Origin of the sequence: Halomonas zincidurans B6 (assembly GCF_000731955.1) — a bacterium.
In the GTDB taxonomy this organism is placed as follows: Bacteria; Pseudomonadota; Gammaproteobacteria; order Pseudomonadales; family Halomonadaceae; genus Modicisalibacter; species Modicisalibacter zincidurans.
Genome location: NZ_JNCK01000001.1, coordinates 3,231,950 through 3,251,096, shown reverse-complemented (window position 1 = coordinate 3,251,096; position 19,147 = coordinate 3,231,950). Strand labels below are relative to the sequence as shown.

The following is a 19,147-nucleotide window of genomic DNA, read 5'->3' as shown; positions in this document are numbered from 1 at the left end:
GGAGGCAGGCTGTGATCGGGATATTCAAGGAACAAGCCCGCTTGCTGCTGACTTACCAGCCTGATCGATTCAACGATACCCACTGGCTGGATGAAAAGCTCAGACATGATGGCAGCGTCACGCTGCGCAGAACGTTCACCTTCACAAACGCCGGTCTGGCCTCGATAGGCAAGCCGCTCCAGATTGACGACGACAGTGAACGCGTATTCGTACTGGGCGTATCCGAGGGTGACTATTACAAAGTTAACAAAGATGTTCTGGGGCTGAAGTACGATTTGCGGCTCGACCGGGCAATGAAGCTAGAGCCGCGAACTTTTGTTGCCAACCGGGATATTTCGATTTTCCGCAAAATTGATGAGTTGATCGATGAGCCCATCATAGTAGGTGGCGCTGACGAAAGCGCGATTCCGCTGGCTGATTTTGATCAGCTTATGAAGACATTTCCGACAAGCACTGAGCTGACCCACTACGCCCGATCACGTATTGCCCGGGTGCTGAAGGATTATTTCGGAACCCTTTCGGATGCAGAGCGGCACCTCAACAAATACTTGGAGAAAAAGTCCAGGCTTGTCACCTCATCTCGGGGAGGTCTTCTAGAGACCTTCGAGCTGCAAAAGTTCGAATACATCCACGCCGAGCTGAAAGAGATGCTGCGGGAAGCTGAGGAATACCAGGAAAAGGACTGGCAGAGGAAAATCCTGGACCTGTTGCTTTTCATCTTCCCCAAGTACATCGCTGTTCTAGAAAACGTCCAGATCAAGGATTTTTACTCGAAGCCGGGCCGGGCAACCAACCGCTACATAGACCTGATGCTGGTTGATGCCAATGGAAGCGTCGATATTATCGAGGTCAAGAAGCCTTTTTCAAATGCATTGCTATCTCGCCACAAGTACCGGGACAACCATACACCGAGAACCGAACTGGCCGGAGCCGTCATGCAGGCCGAAAAGTACCTGTTCCACCTCAGCAAGTGGGGTTGTACCGGTGAGCAGGAAATATACAAAAAGCACAAGAGCGAGCTCCCGGTCGATATTCAAATGAAGATCACAAATCCCAAGGCCCTCATCCTGCTGGGGCGTGACAAAGACTTCACTGATGAGCAGCGTTTTGACTTCGAAATCATCCGCCGCAAATACGCCAACATGGTCGACATCATGACCTACGATGATCTGCTGCGCAGAGTGGAAAATATCATTGCCATGATGAAGCAGCGAGTATCCGGAGGGAGTTCACAATGAGCGAGAAAAAAGAACCGCTTAATATCCTCAAGGTTCGAGATGAGCATGGGCCACTTCAGTTTGCGTCGGACGGCGACAATTTTAGGCTACAGGCGGGAACACATGCTTCCTGGTTGAAGTCTGAAGAGTTCGATCAGAAAGATCTGCGAAACCGCATCGAGCCTTGGCTGACCTCACTGGTCCAGTCGGAGCACCTCTCGCTGTTGATTGGTTCCGGAATAACCCATGCCGTGCACCGTATTGCTACGGGCTCTGGTGCACATGGAATGGATCGATCTGGATATGACTTTGGTGATCTAGGCGAGAAAATTTTTGCAGCGGCAGACAAAGAAGCGCCCAAGGTGGGGCGAGCGGAAGCCAATATCGAGGATGATCTGCGTGTTGCGAACGAACTACTGCGTGGCATGGAAATCGTCGAATCGGACAAGAGCGGAGCGTTGAAAGAGCGTATCGAAAAAACCCTTGAGGATTTTTCAGCCTCGATACTGAAAAACGAAACGTCAATTGCTTCGTCGGAAGAAGCAAGGCGCGAGCAGGCTTTCAATACGCTGGTCACCTTTCTGATGAGCTTTGCAAGCCGCACCGGGGTTCGTGATCGCCTGAACATTTTTACCACCAACTACGACCGGCTGATAGAAGCCGGAGCAGAGCTGGCTGGATTGCACCTGCTGGACCGTTTTCTGGGCAACCTCATGCCGATCTTCCGCTCTTCGCGTCTGGATCTGGACATGCACTACAACCCACCCGGTATTCGCGGTGAGCCACGCTATCTGGAAGGCGTAGCGCGCTATACCAAGTTGCATGGCTCGGTGGACTGGTTGCAGACCGGCAAAGACATTCGCCGTTTCGGTTTGCCTTTCGGCGCCGGCAGCGTCGAACCCTATTTACAAGCCCCTGGTCTTGGTGACGCCACTGCCCAGAAATTAATGATCTATCCAAACGCAGCCAAGGATAGAGAAACCGCAGATTACCCCTACGTGGAGCTGTTTCGCGATCTCGCAGCAGCCGTATGCCGTCCTAACAGTACACTGGTGACCTACGGTTACAGTTTTGGCGATGAGCATATCAATCGCGTAATCCGAGATATGCTCACCATCCCCTCAACCCATCTGGTCGTTATCTCTTACGACGACCCGCTCGGTCGCATCATGCAGACCTACAAGGAGATAGGCAGGCCATCACAAATTAGTTTGCTGATCGGTCCGGCACTGGCCGACCTGAGCACACTGACTGAAAACTACTTGCCCAAGGCCGCCATCGACAAGACGACTTTCCGTATGAGCGAGTTGCTTAAGCAACGATGGGGAACGGAACGGCCAGGTGATCAAAACCCGTCAGGAAAGGATCAGCCTACTGAAAGGGGGGACTCGCTATGAGCCTGTCTCCACTGGCTTACGCTGACTCTCTGCGCATCGGAACCATTGATTTTGTCTCGCCCGATGAAATTAAAGTCCTGCTGGAAATAGATGCTCCCGATGGTGTTGCCCTCAACACGGGCACACCGCGTCCATTTCCTCGCATTAACGGCTATGTGCTGATCCCCAGTGACGAAGGCCACATGGTCGCCCAAGTGGAGTGGATCACTATCGAGCGCTCGCAGTATCCCAAACGCCGAGGCATGCAGGACTTTGGCCTAGTGGACCTGCCTTATCCTCTGCGCAAGATGAGCCTGAATCCATTGGGCTGTCTGTATTACGATGGCAGCGAAGCGAGCGGCCAAGAGAAATATCGTTTCCGACGCGGTGTCGAGAGCTATCCCACCGTGGGTGATTCGGTCGTGCTCCCCACACAAAATCAACTACGCGCCATCGTCGAGTCAGGCGATAACCGCCACGTAATAATCGGCACCAGCCCGCTGGCCGCGAACGCTGAAGTCGCGGTTGACCCGGACCGGTTGTTCGGTCGCCATTTGGCTGTCCTCGGGAACACTGGTAGCGGAAAATCCTGCTCGGTTGCCGGCTTGATCCGTTGGTCTTTGGAAGCCGCAGAAAGGAAACGGGGCGAGAAGCCAAACGCCCGCTTCATCGTACTCGATCCGAATGGAGAGTACGCTAATGCGTTTGAAGGACTGGGTGATGTGCGCGTATGTGCCGTCGAGCCCAGTGAAGGCATCGAACAACTGCAAGTGCCGCTATGGTTCTGGAATAGCGAAGAGTGGAGTGCATTTACTCAGGCGAGTGAACGTGCACAACGGCCGCTGCTACGCAGAGCTCTTCGGGAAATGCGCAGTAGTTCCGAAGCCGCCGAAGATACTGTGTTCCTTCTACGCCGAAAACTCAGTTCCATCCTTATCACTTTGAAGTCGCAAGTCCGTAACGGTGAAACGTATGAGGGCTGGAAGTTCGGACCCAAGCTTCCGATATTTATTGAGGATCTTGAAGCATTTTCACGTGAGTTCATTGATCAAAGGGAGAGCTTGGAATTTCTTGCTTCTAAGGTGCAATCCCTACTGGATCGCCCACGACAAACGTTCCGTAAACAGAACGGCCAAACTGGATACAACGATTTTCCAGCGACAGCGGTAGAAGAAGTTATCGCTCATTTTCAAAGATTCCTCACTACCTTAGGTGGAGCAGTTTATCAGGAAGGTCCTAATGAGGACTCACCTATAGAATTTGACGGCGCTCAGTTCGCCGATCACTTAGAGGCACTGGCAGGCCAAGAAACTAATGCGCAGTTTTTCGATTTTCTGATTATGCGTATTCGGACCATGTTATCGGATGCAAGGGTCAAACGAATCGTTACGGGTACTGAAGAGGCATCCTTGGCCGAATGGCTTGAGAGCCATATTGGAGATAACCAAGCATCTAATGGTTCCATCACCGTAATTGACCTCTCACTGGTGCCGGCAGAGGTAGTGCATATCATCACTGCAGTCATCGCCCGCATGACACTGGAGGCGCAGCAACGTTACCGCAACCTGAACCGAGGCGAAATCTTACCTACGGTAATGGTAATGGAGGAAGCACATACCTTCATTAAGCGCTATAACGACGGCGCTGAAAATCAGAATTCGGCAACTATTTGCTGCCAGATATTTGAGAAGATAGCCCGCGAGGGCCGCAAGTTCGGGTTGGGCTTAGTGCTGTCCTCGCAACGTCCTAGTGAGCTTTCTCCCACAGTACTTTCTCAGTGCAATAGTTTCCTGATGCATCGCATCAGTAACGACCGCGACCAGGAGTTGGTCCACAAGCTTGTGCCCGATAATTTGCGAGGCCTGTTGCGGGACTTGCCCTCGCTCCCCTCCCGACACGCCATTTTGCTCGGCTGGGCATCGGAGCTGCCGGTACTGGTGCAGATGAACCAACTTCCTGAGCATCATCGACCAAAATCGGATGATCCTGATTTTTGGGCCGTATGGTCAGGTCAGGATAGTGACGGCGAGACAGTCGAGCGCGAGGTAGATTGGAAGGCGATTGCGGATGATTGGCAGCAGGTCAATATATCAGCTGAGGAGCTAGATTCGGAGAAAGGCGATGAGTAACAGACAGGCAAGCGATACCAGTCAACCTATTGACAACTATTTCTTCCAGGCCTCTGCCGCGGATTTTAAGAAGATCCCTGGCAACCCAATCTCTTACTGGGTAAGCCAGCGGGCTGTAAAACTTTTTTCAAGTGGTGGGTATTTGGGTGATATCTCCTCCCCAAGACAAGGGCTTGCAACGAGTGATGATCAACGATTTCTTCGGCTGTGGCATGAAGTGGCGATTAACGATTGCGCATTAAAAACTTCTGAAGATAATGAAGACGACCGTTCACTCAAGAAGTGGATCCCTTTTGTTAAAGGTGGTGCCGTAAGACGATGGTATGGAAATAACGAATTTATTATTAATTGGGAAAACGATGGTTCAGAAGTGAAAGAGTATGCGGAATCTCTGTATGGCTCTGTCACTCGAACGATAAAAAACATAAAGTTTTACTTCAAGGAAATGGTTGCATGGTCACTTATATCTGGCGGCATGCCATCATTTCGTTGGCAGGATCCGGGGCAAATATTTGGCCATAAAGGGCCTGGATTGTTTTCTACATCTGATTTTGATCTGCGTAATGCTATTGGTTTTTTGAATAGCAAAGTTACTAGTTATCTTCTTTCGTTTACTAGCCAGAGTTTGAGTTACGAAGTCGGAGCAATCCAGAAGCTACCCGTCTTAGAGGTATTTCCAAAAACCAACTCAATAACGCTTATCGATATCGCAGCCAGAGATTGGGATTCCTATGAAGGTTCGTGGGATTTTTCTAATCTACCCCTACTGAATGCTGATTTCTGGCAGCCTAGTTTAGAAAGGACCTACCAAAAGCTCCGCTCTCACTGGCGCAAAAGAACACAGGAAATGCAACGCTTGGAGGAAGAGAATAACCGAATCTTCATCGATGCCTACGGTCTGCAGAATGAGCTGACACCAGATGTACCGCTGGAGGAGGTCACTCTGACCTGCAACCCCCACTACCGCTACGGCAACAGTAAAAGTGAGGAAGAGCTGGAGGCGCTGCTGCTGGGCGACACTATGCGCGAGATGGTCTCCTACGCCGTGGGCTGCATATTTGGCCGGTACGCGCTGGACAAACCGGGCCTGATTCTCGCCAATCAGGGTGAGACCGTAGATGATTACTTGAAGCAGATCCCAGAGCCGAGCTTCCAGGCAGATGAGGATAACGTCATCCCCATGCTCGACGGTGACTGGTTCACCGACGATATAACCGAGCGCTTCCGTGAATTCCTGCGCATCGCCTTTGGCGAAGAACACTATGACGAAAACCTCCGCTTTGTCGAGCAGGCACTAGGCAAGGATATCCGCAAATACTTCCTGAAAGACTTCTACAACGACCACGTGCGCCGTTACAAGAAACGGCCCATCTACTGGTTGTTCTCCTCACCCAAAGGTTCCTTCAATGCGCTGATTTATGTGCACCGCTACCAGCCCCACACAGTAGGCACGGTGCTGGAGTATCTGCGCGATTTCAAAGACGAGAAGCTGAAAGCCCGAAAAAGCCATCTGGAAGCCGTCAGTATCAGTGCTGGGGCTTCCCAGGGTGAGAAGACCAAGGCCCTGAAAGAGATCGAGAAGATCAACAAAATCCTCGCCGAGCTGGATGACTACGAGCGGGATGTACTTTATCCCCTGGCTACCGAGCAGGTGGAAATTGATCTCGATGACGGGGTGAAGACCAATTATCCGAAATTTGGCGAAGCTTTAAAGAAGATTACCGGCCTCTCTGGCTAGGAGCACAGGCATGCATATCAACAAACTAACCTTGCAGCGCTTTCGTGGCGCTCAAGATCTACCGCTGGATCTGGATGACAAGCTTAATGTGTTTGTCGGCATGAATGGCACGGGTAAATCCAGCATTCTGGATGCCTCGGCCATCATGCTGTCCTGGCTGGCGAATCGGATTAAGCATGCGGGTGCGTCTGGGCGTCCGATTGCCGAATCCGATATCAGGAATGGTGAATCCTCCGCCAATCTGGCCATTCAGCTATGTGATGAGGGTACTTCCTTCGGCTGGAACCTGGCGAAGGTGCGTAAGGGGTACAGCAAAAAGGACCTGGCCTCTGTTCTGATTTCTGCATCCGAAACGGCCAAGGGTATTCAGGCCGGCATCACCGAGCACAACGGGAAGGTAAACATCCCCTTGTTTGCTTACTACCCGGTGAATCGCGCTGTGTTGGATATTCCACTGCGTATCCGAGAAAAGCATCAGTTCGGGCTTCTTTCTGCTTACGAGGAGTCGCTAACCAGTGGCGCCAACTTCCGTACTTTCTTTGAATGGTTCCGGGAGCGTGAAGACCTTGAGAACGAGAACCGTAAATACATAGATGATCTGATCAAGCCGGACGATTTCGAGTTCCCGGATTCGCAGCTAACGGCGGTGCGGCGGGCCCTTGAGATTTTCATGCCGGACTTCCAAAACCTGACCGTAAGGCGCCAACCGCTGCGGATGGAGGTAACGAAGAAAGGCCAGCGACTCACAGTAAACCAGCTTTCCGATGGCGAAAAATGCTTGATGGCTATGGTTGGCGACCTTGCCAGGCGCATGGCCATAGCCAACCCGGAGCGAGAAGATCCGCTGCTGGGAGATGGCATTGTGATGATCGATGAAATTGATCTGCACCTGCATCCGAAATGGCAGCGCTTGGTGGTGCCCAGTTTGAGGGCGGTTTTCCCGAACTGTCAGTTTTTTATCTCCACTCATTCACCGCATGTAATTACCCATGTGAAACCGGAGAATCTGTTCCTTATGAACATGACAGATGCCGGGGAATTGGAGATTGTTCGCCCGAATGAGTCCTACGGGAAGACGGTGGACAGGGTACTTGAAGATCTGATGGGCCTTGAGACCACACGCCCTGACCAAGTGGAAGATGCTCTTCGAGCTATTTACGGGCAAATCAATGATGGCGAGCTTGATACTGCCAGAGAAGGCATTGCTGAATTGGAACGAGACATTGGCGAAGATCCGGAACTGGTTAAAGCCAAGGTGCTGATCAAACGCAAGGAGCTGATTGGCCGATGAAGTATGTGGAGAAGCGCCACGAACCTGAAGCTTATACGCAATGGAGGGCTCTAACCAATGAAGACTGGCAGCCCACCTATGACGACCTTAGCGGTGACACAAAAGCTTCGGTTAAGGGAGCGTTGATGCAGGAGCAGGGCTACATCTGCTGCTATTGTGAACGCCGGTTAACCGAGGGTGATTCCCACATAGAGCACTTCCGGCCCCAGAGTGACCCGGCAGTGGATCCGTTGGATTACGGCAATCTTTTGTGTTCTTGCCAAAAGCAGATCAGAAAAGGGGAGCCCCGCCACTGCGGTAACCTCAAAGGCGACTGGTTTGATCCTGAGCTGTTGATATCTCCGCTGGATGCGAGTTGTGAGCACCGGTTTGGTTTTGAAGGTGATGGTTGGATTAAACCTGCTGACAGTAACGACCGGGCGGCCCGTGAAACCATTACCAGGCTGGGTCTGAACCTGCCCAAGCTGAGTGAGTTGAGGGCTGGCGCAATTGAGCCTTTCCTTGATGATAGTTTGACTCATGACGAGCTGAGCAGGTTCGTGTCGGGCTATTTAACCATGGGAGCAGACGGCCGTTTCAGTGAGTTCTGGACCACTATCAAATATTTGTTTGGAGACTACGCAGCCGCATGAGTAACCGAATTTCCCAGGCGTTAAAAAAATTATTCGAGCGGCACCGGGTCGTGTTCTGGTATGACAGCAAGCAGGAGCTGCGCGGTGACTTCGAGGCGGTTTCCATTCCGGACGTGGAGAAACTGGAGCTCGCCAACAACGAGTACGGCCTGAAATATCGCATCCTTCGGGAGTCACCGGAACAGAGATTCTTGTTGTACAAGGAGGGGCCGCAACCGGAGGATCTGGATAACTGGTTGCTGGACGTACAGCTGACCCACGGCGAGTTCCGGACCGACCAGGTGGCCATCTGGCTGTCCGAGTTGGAGTTGGGCCTGGAGTTCGCCGAGATAGCTCAGGCCCATACGGAGTTCTTTCAGGCGATCAAGCGCAAGGAGGCACTGAAGAAGTTGCTGAAGCCGGACGATACCGCCGGCCAGCTGCGCCTGAAGATGCTGGCCGTGTGTGCCGGCAGTGAGCCTCGTATGGACTCGGTGGTGGAAACCCTGCTGCAGCAACTGGCGGAAGAGCGTGATGATGGCATTCGGCTGATTGAGCGCTGTGGTCTGGACAGCTTCCTTTGGGAACAACTGACCCGTTTCTACGGCTACGAGGCCAGTGAACCCAGCCTGCGCGACTTTGTGATCGAGCTGTTCAAATCCTGCTACGCCATGGGTACCGATGGCGAGGTCAAACTGACCGGCGATGCCCTGGTGTTCCTCAAGCGCTGGAAAGACAGCCGGCAGTTCGAGCAGGGGTTTGAAACCCTGTCTGCCGAGTGTGCCGGGGTGCTGGGCATTGAGCAGGATCTCGGTAAACGGGACTTCCGGGACCTGGTTGAGCTGGACTACTTCCGGCTAATCGATCAGAAGATTATCAGTGACCTGGTGCGGGCGGTGGTTGGCCGCACGGTCACTAGTGGCGATGTGGCACTGTGGGTGCGGCAGCGGCGCCAGGGCCATTGGTACGGGGAGTTCCGCCATCTGTATGAAGCCATTGAGTTTGCGGCGCGCTTTGTCCAGATGCTGGGTGAGGCTCGTCTCACCATGGACAGCCTCTCAGAGGGCGTCCAGCGATACAGCCGCTCCTGGTACCAGCTGGATCAGCTCTACCGCAAGTTTACCTACCATGTGCGCATGTCCGGCCAGGCCTCGTTGATGGGCGAACTCAGTGAGCAGGTGGAGAATCTGTATTCCAACAACTATCTGCTCAAGCTGGGCGATGGTTTTCAGGTTCACGTGGACGCAGTGACGCGCTGGGAGGCCTATCCGGTCATTCAGCAAAAGGCCTTTTTCGAGTACTGGGTTCGCCCGTACCTGCGCAAGGACAAGCGGATCTGCGTGATCATTTCCGACGCCATGCGCTACGAGATTGGTGATGAGCTGCTGGGCCTTATCCGGCAGGAAGATCGCTACAGCGCGGAGCTTGAACCGGCACTCTCGACCCTTCCCAGCTATACGCAGCTCGGTATGGCGGCACTGCTGCCCAACAAGTCCTTGGCGATTGCCGACAACGATACCGGTACGGTACTGGTGGATGGCCAAAGCTCACAGGGTACGGTCAACCGTACCAAAATCCTGCAGGCCGCCTTGGATGGTCGGGGCCAGGCCGTCAAGGCGGAGGATTTTATGCAGCTCAACCGGGAAGACAGCCGTGAGCTGCTCAAGGGTAATGATGTGCTGTACATCTACCACAACCGCATCGATCACACCGGCGACAAGATGCATTCAGAGGGGCAGGCCTTTGAAGCCGCAGAACAAACCCTGGATGACCTGATTCGACTGATCAAGAAGCTCACGGCGGCCAACGCCAATAACCTGCTGATCACCGCTGACCATGGCTTTATTTACCAGAACCGTGAGCTGGATGAGAGTGATTTCCTGGGCGATGCCGTTTCTGGCGATGATATTCGCTACCGGGACCGTCGGTTCGTGCTGGGTAAGGGGCTGTCCGCCTCTCCGGCCTTCCATCACTTCTCGTCCGAGCAGCTTGGGCTGGATGGCGATATGGAAGTGCAGATTCCCAAGTCCATCAACCGGCTGCGCCTTAAAGGCTCTGGCAGCCGCTTTGTGCATGGCGGCGCATCCCTTCAGGAAGTTGTGATTCCGGTCCTGAAGGTTAACAAGAAGCGCCAGAGCGATGTCAGCGCCGTTGAGGTGGACATCCTGCGTGGGGCCAGCTCGGTGATCACTTCCGGCCAACTGGCCGTCACCTTGTATCAGTCCGGGCCGGTTACCGAGAAGGTACAGCCTCGCCACCTGCGGGCCGGGATTTATACCCAGTCAGGGGAGTTGATTTCGGACAGTCACGAACTGTCGTTTGACCTGACCTCGGAGAACCCCCGCGAGCGGGAGCTTCAGGTGCGCTTTGTGCTCAGCCGCAAGGCGGACGAGGCCAACGGCCAGGAGGTCTTCCTAAAGCTGGAAGAGCAGCACGCCGGCACCTCCCACTACAAGGAATACAAGTCGCTCCGATATTTGATGCGGCGCTCCTTTACCAGCGATTTTGATTTCTGAGGGTTATAGCCAATGAGCACGCTTGACCAAAAGATCAACGAGCACTTCCAAGGGTTGGTGGTGCGCAAAGACCTGGTGAAAACGGTCAAGGGCAACGCCATCGTCCCCTCATATGTGCTGGAGTATCTGCTCGGCCAGTACTGCGCCACTAACGACGAGGCCACGATTCAGACCGGTATCGAGACGGTCAAGGAGATTCTGGCCAAGCACTATGTCCACCGCAACGAGGCCGGGCTGGTGCGCTCGAATATCAAGGAAAAGGGGCGCTACAAGGTCATCGATAAGATCAGCGTGGCCCTGAATGAGAAGACGGATGCCTACGAGGCGCAGTTTTCCAACCTGGGAATCAAGAAGGTATTGGTGGATTCTGGGACCGTGAAGGCCCACCCCAAACTGCTGGTAAGCGGCGTCTGGTGCATTGCGGACATCGAATACGTATTTTCTGAAGACCAGAACGTCAGCCCCTGGATTCTGTCCACCCTCAAGCCGATTCAGCTATCCCACTTCGACTACGACGCCTACGTTGCCGCGCGGCAGCAGTTCAGCACCGATGAGTGGATTGACCTGCTGATACAGAGCATCGGCTTTAACCCGGAGATGTTCGGACGGCGCAGCAAGCTAACCCAGCTGGTCCGCTTGATTCCGTTTTGCGAGCGGAACTACAACCTTATTGAACTTGGCCCCAAGGGGACGGGTAAATCCCACGTTTACTCCGAATTCTCGCCCCATGGGATCCTGGTATCGGGTGGTGAAGTCACCGTACCCAAGTTGTTTGTGAATAACTCCAGCGGCAAGATCGGCCTGGTGGGCTACTGGGATTGCGTGGCCTTCGACGAGTTCGCCGGCAAGCAGAAGCGAGTAGACAAGGCACTCGTCGACATCATGAAGAACTACATGGCCAACAAGTCCTTCTCCCGGGGCGTGGAAACCTTGGGCGCCGAGGCGTCCATGGTGTTCGTGGGGAACACCCGGCATACCGTTCCTTACATGCTGAAGCATTCGGACCTGTTCGATGAGTTGCCGGACAAGTTCTACGATTCTGCCTTTCTGGACCGTATCCACTTCTACATCCCCGGGTGGGAGGTCGACATCATCCGGGGCGAGATGTTCTCCGACGGCTATGGCTTCGTGGTGGACTACCTTGCAGAAATCCTGCGCTCGATGCGGAACTACGATTATTCCGATCAATACCGGGAGCACTTTACCCTTTCTTCGGATATCTCGACCCGAGACCGGGACGGTATCAATAAGACCTTTTCCGGCTTGATGAAGATCCTGTTCCCCCAGGGCGGAGCAACCAGGGATGAGGTTGAAGAAGTGCTGCGTTTTGCCATCGAGGGGCGCAAGCGGGTCAAGGACCAGTTACAGCGGATTGATACTACTTACGGCGAAGTCCGATTTTCCTATCAGGACCAGGAAGGCCAGGAAATACTGGTCACGACACTTGAGGAAGAAGAGTACCCCGGTTACTACCATCAGACAGTGTCTACCCCTGATGACGGGGGATTAGAGCCTGAGCCAGCAGCAGAGGTTAATGGTGGCGAGCCCAGAGAGCCTCGCGCCCCTGAGCCTGTGCTGGAGGAAAAACACCTGACTTTCCAGGAGAACCAAAAGGGTATCTCATTCGACGGCTTGTTTGGCGCATACCTGAAAGGAGCCAGCAAGATCACCGTCACAGACCCCTACATCCGGCTTTTCTACCAGATCCGCAATTTCATGGAGTTTCTCGAGGCCATCGTGAAGAACAAGGCCGAGGAAGATGAAGTGGCGGTTCACCTCGTCACCGTCCGGGACGAGTTCAAGGGTGATCTGCAAGACGAGAGTTTCGAAAAGATCCAAGAATCCGCTTGCACCGTGGGCATCGACTTCACCTGGGAGTTTGACGAAAGCGGCACCATTCACGCACGTCATATCGTTACGGACCACGGCTGGAAGATATCGCTGGATCGGGGGTTGGACATCTTCCAGCACTACGAGATGAATGAGGCCTTTGCGTTTGCCAATAGGTTGCAGCAGTTTCGGTCCAGCAAGGCCTTTGAGGTGACGTTTATTAAAACCGGAGAATCTGACAATGGCTATTGAAAAGAGCAAGCAAAATCAAAAGCCGTTACGACCACGATTAGCAGAAAACGCACGAACAAGAAGGGCGTTCAAATGAAAATATCACAGGTTAAAATTGCAAACTTTCGAGGCTATAAAGACGAAACAATCATTGATTTGGATGAACTTACAGTATTTGTTGGAAAAAACGATGTTGGCAAATCAACTGTTCTTGAGGCGCTTGACGTATTCTTCAATGAAAGCAAGGGAGTAATAAAACTGGATAAGGAGGACATTAACAAACAAGGGCTTGCTGAGGAGAATAGTGCTATCTGCATTGCTGTTGTTTTTGAGGACTTGCCGACCAGTTTGGTGATTGACAGTACAAATGCAACAACGCTTCAAGATGAGTATTTACTGAATAGGCAAGGAAAACTGGAGATCGTCAAAACTTACCCGAGTGCAGGGAAGGAAAAGGTATCTGTAAAGGCTCATCATCCCTTAAATCCCGCTTGTGCTGATTTGCTACTTAAAAGGCAGAAGGATTTGCAAGCGATCATTAAGAAAGACTCAATCCTCTGTGATGATCAAAAGAAAAATTCCGTCATGCGTAAAGCCATTTGGCAACATTTTTCTGAAGATCTTCAGCTTCAGGATATTGAAATCGATGTAACTAAAGAAGATGCAAAGAACATTTGGGATCAGCTCAAAAACTACATGCCACTATATTCCCTATTTCAGTCCGACCGAAAAAATAGTGATGGCGACAGTGAAATTCAAGACCCCATGAAACTCGCTGTTCAAGAAATCTTGAAGGACACATCCATTCAATCTTCGCTCAATAAAGTTGCAATTGAAGTTGATTTTAAGCTTAAAGAGGTCGCTGATCGAACGCTGGAAAAGCTAAAAGAGATGAACCCGGAAATTGCTAACAGCTTGAATCCGGTCATCCCTTCTGCGGAGACTCTGAAATGGGCTGATGTTTTTAAAAATGTCTCTATTTCGGGCGATGAAGATATTCCAATAAATAAGCGTGGAAGCGGCGTGAAACGGCTTGTTTTGTTGAACTTTTTCAGAGCTGAAGCCGAGAGAAGAAAAAAAGAGAAAAATGTTCCTGACATCATTTACGCAATTGAGGAGCCGGAAACATCACAGCACCCTGATCACCAGAAAAAACTCATTGATGCTTTTATTGAGCTATCTAAGATCCAACACACCCAGATAATTTTAACGACTCATAGTCCTTCGATTGTAAAAATGTTGGATTTTGAACATTTGAAGTTAATAAAAGGGGAGCAGAGCAAAGAAGTGGTCACTGTCGAAAGACATAATCTGCCATACCCATCACTCAACGAAGTAAACTTCCTTGCCTTCAATGAAGCAGACGACGGCTATCACAATGAGTTGTATGGATATATTGAGAGCGAAGGATGGTTGTCTGAATATAAAAATGGAAAGTCTAATCGCGCCTACAAGAAAGATTGGAAAGGAAATGTTTCAGAGATTCAGATAATCCTGAGTGAGTATATCCGACACCAGATTCATCACCCTGAAAATACTCGGAACCAGAGATTTACAGCCGAAGAGTTGCGGCAATCCATAAGTGAAATGCGAACCTTTATCGTTGGGAAGCAAAATGCTTAGCCTTTTTCTTCCATGCAATTTTGTGTTTTCCGTGGCTAGAAAAGGAGGCTAAATGAAAATCCTCCACACATCCGACTGGCATATCGGCCGAACTCTTTACGGCAGAAAACGTTACGAGGAGTTCGATTCCTTTCTGACCTGGCTGGCGGAGACGATTCAGCAGAATGAAATCGATGCTCTGCTGGTGGCCGGTGATGTCTTTGACACCAGCGCTCCGAGCAATCGTGCCCAGGAGCTCTATTATCGGTTCCTGTGCCGGGTGGCTGCCTCTTCCTGCCGGCATGTTGTCGTTATCGCGGGCAACCACGATTCGCCTTCCTTCCTCAATGCCCCCAGGGAGCTGCTCAAAGCGCTGAATGTCCACGTGGTCGGCAGTAGCTCTGAGTCCCTGGAAGACGAAGTGCTGGTGCTCCGCAGTGAGCTGAACGCTCCGGAGCTGATTGTTTGCGCCGTGCCCTACCTCCGGGACAGGGATATCCGGGTGGCGGAGGCGGGTGAGAGTGTCGAGGACAAGGAGGGGAAACTACTTGCGGGGATCCGGTCTCATTACGCCGAAGTCGCCGCCTTCGCTGAGCAGAAACGTGAGGAACTCGGAGTGGATATTCCCATTGTGGCCATGGGGCACCTGTTTACTGCCGGCGGACAAACCGTCGATGGTGATGGTGTACGCGAACTCTACGTTGGCTCCCTGGCTCATGTGACGGCCGGGATTTTTCCAGCGAGCTTTGACTATCTGGCGCTTGGACACCTCCACGTCCCTCAGAAGGTGAATGGCCTAGAGACCATCAGGTACAGTGGCTCCCCTCTGCCCATGGGGTTCGGGGAGGCAAAACAGCAAAAGAGCGTTTGCCTGGTTGTTTTTAATCATGAAGAGGGCCAGGGCAAGCCGCCATCCGTGCAACTGATCGACGTGCCAGTGTTTCAAAAGCTGGAGCGCGTTAAGGGAGACTGGGAGAGCATCTCAAGCCGTATGATCGAGCTGTCGGCAACAGACTTTCAAGGCTGGGTCGAAGTCATCTACGAAGGTGAGGAGGTCATTGGCGACCTGCGCGAACGTCTGGAGACCGCCGTCTCTGGCACTGGAGTGGAGATCCTCCGGATCAAAAACAACCGCATCATCGACCACGTGCTGGGACAAATCCATGAAGAGGAGACACTCGACGACCTGGATGTGAGCGACGTGTTCGAGCGCTGCCTAGCCGTTCATGAAGTGCCTGAAGACCAGCGGCCCGAACTGCTACGGGCCTACCAGGAAACTGTTTCGTCTCTCTATGAAGACGACGTGAAAGCGGAATAGAGGGGCTGTCGATGAGAATACTGCAGGTACGCTTCAAAAACCTGAACTCCCTGGTAGGCGAGTGGGAAATCGACCTGATGCACCCAGCCTTCGCGTCTGACGGCATCTTCGCCATTACCGGCCCGACCGGCGCGGGTAAGACTACGATCCTCGATGCTATCTGTCTTGCCCTCTATGGGCGGACGCCTCGCCTGAACAAGGTTACCAAGAGCGGAAACGAAATCATGTCCCGGCAGACCGGCGAATGTTTTGCCGAGGTGACCTTCGAAACCCAGAGTGGGCGTTACCGCTGTCATTGGAGCCAACATCGGGCACGCAAGAAGCCGGATGGCGAGCTCCAGGCTCCGAAACATGAAATTGCCAATGCTGATTCCGGCGAGATCTTCGAATCCAAGATGAGAGGTGTAGCCGACCAGATCGAGTCGGCTACCGGTATGGACTTTGATCGTTTTACCCGTTCCATGTTGCTTGCCCAGGGCGGCTTCGCCGCGTTCCTTCAGGCGGCACCGGATGATCGGGCTCCGATCCTGGAGCAGATCACGGGCACAGAGATCTACAGCCAGATATCCGTTCGCGTCCATGAGCGACAGCGAGAAGAGCGAGAAAAGCTGAGCCTACTGCAGGCTGAAACAGCAGGCATCGCGATTCTCGAGCCGGAGCAGGAACAAGAGATTGCGCAGACACTCGAGACAAGGCAGAAGGAGGAGACAGACCTCGCCGCCAAGTCCGCCGAGGCCGGAAAGGCCATTGCCTGGCTCTCCATCATCGATGGATTAAAGAAGGAAATCGTCAATCTTGCCGATGAGGAGAGCAAGCTGCATGTTGATATTAGGGCGTTCAAGCCCGATCGTGAAAGGCTCAACCGGGCTTTGAGTGCCTCCTCGCTTGATGGCGTATATGCAACGCTTATGGTCACCCGCAAACAGCAGGCAGATGACAGAGAGGCATTGAAAACTGAGGAAGAGGCGCTCCCTGGATTGGAATCCTCCGCCAAGGAGCAAGCCGAGACGATGAGCGCGGCTGAGCAACAAACCGCTCGGGCCAAAGAAGAGCTGAAAGCGGCCGCACCGATATTGCAAAAGGTTCGCTCCCTCGATCAGAAGCTTGCCGATCAGGAAAAGGCAGTTACGGCGGGTGATGAGGCCTGCAAGAAGGATTCGGCAAAGATTGACGCAGATACACAAACCCGGCTCAAGGAACAGGAGAAGCGTATTAAGGCCCAACAGGCATTGGAGCTTGTTGAAGGGTATCTCAAGGAGCATGCCCGGGATGAATGGCTGATCGGCGGCCTGGCTGGTGTTGAAGAGCAGTTGAGAGGCCTGCTCTTTAGGCAAAGCGAAGCCCTTCAAAAAGAGAGCGATCAAGAAACGGCCGAGAACGCTTTGAAACAGGCGACAACGTCACTCGACGACTGTCAGAAGCAATCCGGCATTCGGAAGCAGGAGCTGGAGGACGCATCAAAGCAGCTTCAGCAAGGCAAAGATGTTTTGAGCCAGCTACTGGGGGGCCGCTTGCTGCGCGAATATCGCACGGAGAAGGAAACTCTGCTGCGTGAAATGGCCTTCCTGACGAAAATAGCGGAGCTTGAAGATCACCGGGCGAAACTGGAAGACGGCAAGCCCTGCCCACTTTGTGGGGCCACCGAGCATCCCTTCGCAGAAGGGAATGTGCCTGCCTCTGATGAAACCGAACAGAAGATTGAAGCGCTGACCAAACTGATCAACAAAGCCGAGGATCAGGAAGCCGCCATCAAGAAGCTCGAAGTAGCTGAAAGCTTGGCCCGTAAAAACCTGACGGAGGCTGAAAAGCTGGAGTCAGCGGCGGCTAATGACAAAAAGGCCGCCGAAAGAACACTTGCCGAGGTAAAGGGCAGCTTGGAAAAGCTCCGTGCAGACTTTGCCGAACGCAGGCACGCCGTTTCCTCCAGGCTCCTGCCGCTTGGTATTGAGAACATCCCTGAAACGGACATTTCATCGCTGCTCGAGACCCTCAAAGCACGGCTGAAGGAATGGCAGGCCCAAGTCAAGAAGAAGGCAGACATCGAGAAACAGGTTGCCGACCTCGACAGTGAGATCAAGAGACTGGATGCGGTTATCGAAACCCAAAGCACTTCCCTTGCCGAAAAACGGGAGCGCCTGGAAACACTGAAAACGGAATTTGCCGCAGGAAATGATGAGCGCAAAGCACTTTACGACGACAGGAATCCCGACGAAGAAGAGCGCGGTTTGAATAAGGCGGTATTTGACACCGAAGTTGCCGAGAGGCAGGCCAGAGATCAGCATAATCAACTACAGCAAAGGTGGCATACCGCAAAGGCCCATGTCGAATCCCTGAGAAAGCGGATCGACCAGCGAGAGCCGGAACTGGGAAGGATGGAAACTGATTTCTCCGAAGCACTTACGCCAGTTGGTTTTTCAGATGAAGAACAGTTTCTGGGAGCCAGATTGACCTCTGAGCGGAGAGGTGAGCTGGCGGTTAAGGCCAATGAACTGGATGAGCGTCAAACAGATCTGAAAGCCAGGCAAAAGGATCGGGAGACGCGCTTGGCCACAGAGATGGCCCGAAAAGTGACCGACAAATCTCTGGAAGAGCTCGAACCCCAATTCAAGGAGTACGAGGAGTCTCTGAGGGAATTGCGGGACATCATTGCCGGTCTCAAGCACAAGCTGAGCGAAAATACGGCCGCCAAAGAGAGGATAAAAGAGAAACAAGCGGCTATTGAGGCCCAGGGCAAAGAGTGTCGCAGGTGGGAAAACCTGCACGAATTGATCGGATCCGCAGACGGTAAAAAATATAGAAACTTTGCCCAGGGGTTGACCTTCGAAATGATGATTGGCCACGCCAACAGACAACTGCAAAAAATGACCGACCGCTACTTGCTGGTCCGTCATGATGCTCAGCCCCTGGAGCTCAACGTGGTTGACAACTACCAGGCTGGGGAGATTCGGCCCACGAAGAATCTTTCCGGTGGTGAAAGCTTTATCGTCAGTCTCTCCCTGGCTCTGGGTCTGTCCCATATGGCCAGCAAGAATGTCCGTGTGGACTCGCTGTTCCTGGATGAAGGCTTTGGCACGCTGGACGATGAAGCCCTTGATACTGCCTTGGAAACTCTCTCGGGTCTGCAGCAGGACGGCAAGCTGATCGGCGTTATTTCACACGTGCCTGCCTTGAAGGAGCGTATCAGCACGCAGATCCAGGTTACACCTCAAACTGGCGGGAGAAGCCAGATATCGGGGCCGGGATGCGGCGGGCTGAGCGCTACAGAGCGGGCCGTAGAGGCAGGTTAAC

The 19,147-nt window shown here is 52.8% G+C and carries 11 protein-coding genes; all 11 read left to right on the top strand.

Annotated features, from left to right (window positions below):
- Positions 1-11 precede the first annotated feature (11 nt).
- The 11 genes from HALZIN_RS0115255 to HALZIN_RS0115205 all read left to right on the top strand — a co-directional run bounded on the left by HALZIN_RS0115255 (position 12) and on the right by HALZIN_RS0115205 (position 19,146).
- Entirely contained in the window at positions 12-1,238 is a 1,227-nt protein-coding gene (locus HALZIN_RS0115255; RefSeq protein WP_031385052.1) for a Shedu immune nuclease family protein, read from the top strand.
- Positions 1,235-2,614 carry an SIR2 family protein gene (locus HALZIN_RS0115250; RefSeq protein WP_031385051.1) on the top strand — a complete coding sequence of 460 codons (1,380 nt, stop codon included), beginning with the start codon at positions 1,235-1,237 and terminating at the stop codon, positions 2,612-2,614. Before HALZIN_RS0115255 ends, HALZIN_RS0115250 begins: the two co-directional genes overlap by 4 nt.
- Complete coding sequence (locus tag HALZIN_RS0115245; RefSeq protein WP_031385050.1) at positions 2,611-4,722, top strand: ATP-binding protein; 2,112 nt, start codon at positions 2,611-2,613, stop codon at positions 4,720-4,722. The genes HALZIN_RS0115250 and HALZIN_RS0115245 overlap by 4 nt, the downstream gene beginning before the upstream one ends.
- On the top strand, positions 4,715-6,460 hold the full coding sequence (gene pglX / locus HALZIN_RS17985; RefSeq protein ID WP_150113128.1) for a BREX-1 system adenine-specific DNA-methyltransferase PglX: 1,746 nt from the start codon (positions 4,715-4,717) through the stop codon (positions 6,458-6,460). The genes HALZIN_RS0115245 and pglX overlap by 8 nt, the downstream gene beginning before the upstream one ends.
- Before the next feature lie 10 nt (positions 6,461-6,470).
- On the top strand, positions 6,471-7,751 hold the full coding sequence (locus HALZIN_RS0115235) for an AAA family ATPase (protein ID WP_031385048.1): 1,281 nt from the start codon (positions 6,471-6,473) through the stop codon (positions 7,749-7,751).
- Positions 7,748-8,383 (top strand): retron system putative HNH endonuclease, encoded by a 636-nt coding sequence (locus HALZIN_RS0115230; protein WP_031385047.1) that lies wholly within the window; start codon positions 7,748-7,750, stop codon positions 8,381-8,383. The genes HALZIN_RS0115235 and HALZIN_RS0115230 overlap by 4 nt, the downstream gene beginning before the upstream one ends.
- A complete protein-coding gene (gene pglZ / locus HALZIN_RS0115225; protein WP_031385046.1) occupies positions 8,380-10,878 on the top strand; it encodes a BREX-1 system phosphatase PglZ type A in 2,499 nt (832 codons plus the stop codon). Before HALZIN_RS0115230 ends, pglZ begins: the two co-directional genes overlap by 4 nt.
- A gap of 12 nt (positions 10,879-10,890) precedes the next feature.
- Complete coding sequence (gene brxL, locus HALZIN_RS0115220; protein ID WP_031385045.1) at positions 10,891-12,960, top strand: BREX system Lon protease-like protein BrxL; 2,070 nt, start codon at positions 10,891-10,893, stop codon at positions 12,958-12,960.
- 72 nt (positions 12,961-13,032) lie between these two features.
- Positions 13,033-14,562, top strand: a complete 1,530-nt coding sequence (locus tag HALZIN_RS0115215; RefSeq protein WP_031385044.1) for an AAA family ATPase — start codon at positions 13,033-13,035, stop codon at positions 14,560-14,562.
- 52 nt (positions 14,563-14,614) lie between these two features.
- Complete coding sequence (locus HALZIN_RS0115210; protein WP_031385043.1) at positions 14,615-15,859, top strand: exonuclease SbcCD subunit D C-terminal domain-containing protein; 1,245 nt, start codon at positions 14,615-14,617, stop codon at positions 15,857-15,859.
- An 11-nt stretch (positions 15,860-15,870) separates the two neighbouring features.
- Positions 15,871-19,146: an AAA family ATPase gene (locus HALZIN_RS0115205; RefSeq protein WP_031385042.1), complete on the top strand. Its 3,276-nt coding sequence runs from the start codon at positions 15,871-15,873 to the stop codon at positions 19,144-19,146.
- Position 19,147: the final 1 nt, after the last annotated feature.

Excerpts from the sequence above, each read along its gene's own strand:
- HALZIN_RS0115215 (WP_031385044.1), top strand. The coding sequence starts at position 13,033 with ATGAAAATATCACAGGTTAAAATTGCAAACTTTCGAGGCTATAAAGAC.
- HALZIN_RS0115210 (WP_031385043.1), top strand. The coding sequence starts at position 14,615 with ATGAAAATCCTCCACACATCCGACTGGCATATCGGCCGAACTCTTTAC.
- HALZIN_RS0115250 (WP_031385051.1), top strand. The coding sequence starts at position 1,235 with ATGAGCGAGAAAAAAGAACCGCTTAATATCCTCAAGGTTCGAGATGAG.
- pglZ (WP_031385046.1), top strand. The coding sequence starts at position 8,380 with ATGAGTAACCGAATTTCCCAGGCGTTAAAAAAATTATTCGAGCGGCAC.
- HALZIN_RS0115230 (WP_031385047.1), top strand. The coding sequence starts at position 7,748 with ATGAAGTATGTGGAGAAGCGCCACGAACCTGAAGCTTATACGCAATGG.
- pglX (WP_150113128.1), top strand. The coding sequence starts at position 4,715 with ATGAGTAACAGACAGGCAAGCGATACCAGTCAACCTATTGACAACTAT.
- HALZIN_RS0115235 (WP_031385048.1), top strand. The coding sequence starts at position 6,471 with ATGCATATCAACAAACTAACCTTGCAGCGCTTTCGTGGCGCTCAAGAT.
- HALZIN_RS0115245 (WP_031385050.1), top strand. The coding sequence starts at position 2,611 with ATGAGCCTGTCTCCACTGGCTTACGCTGACTCTCTGCGCATCGGAACC.
- brxL (WP_031385045.1), top strand. The coding sequence starts at position 10,891 with ATGAGCACGCTTGACCAAAAGATCAACGAGCACTTCCAAGGGTTGGTG.
- HALZIN_RS0115205 (WP_031385042.1), top strand. The coding sequence starts at position 15,871 with ATGAGAATACTGCAGGTACGCTTCAAAAACCTGAACTCCCTGGTAGGC.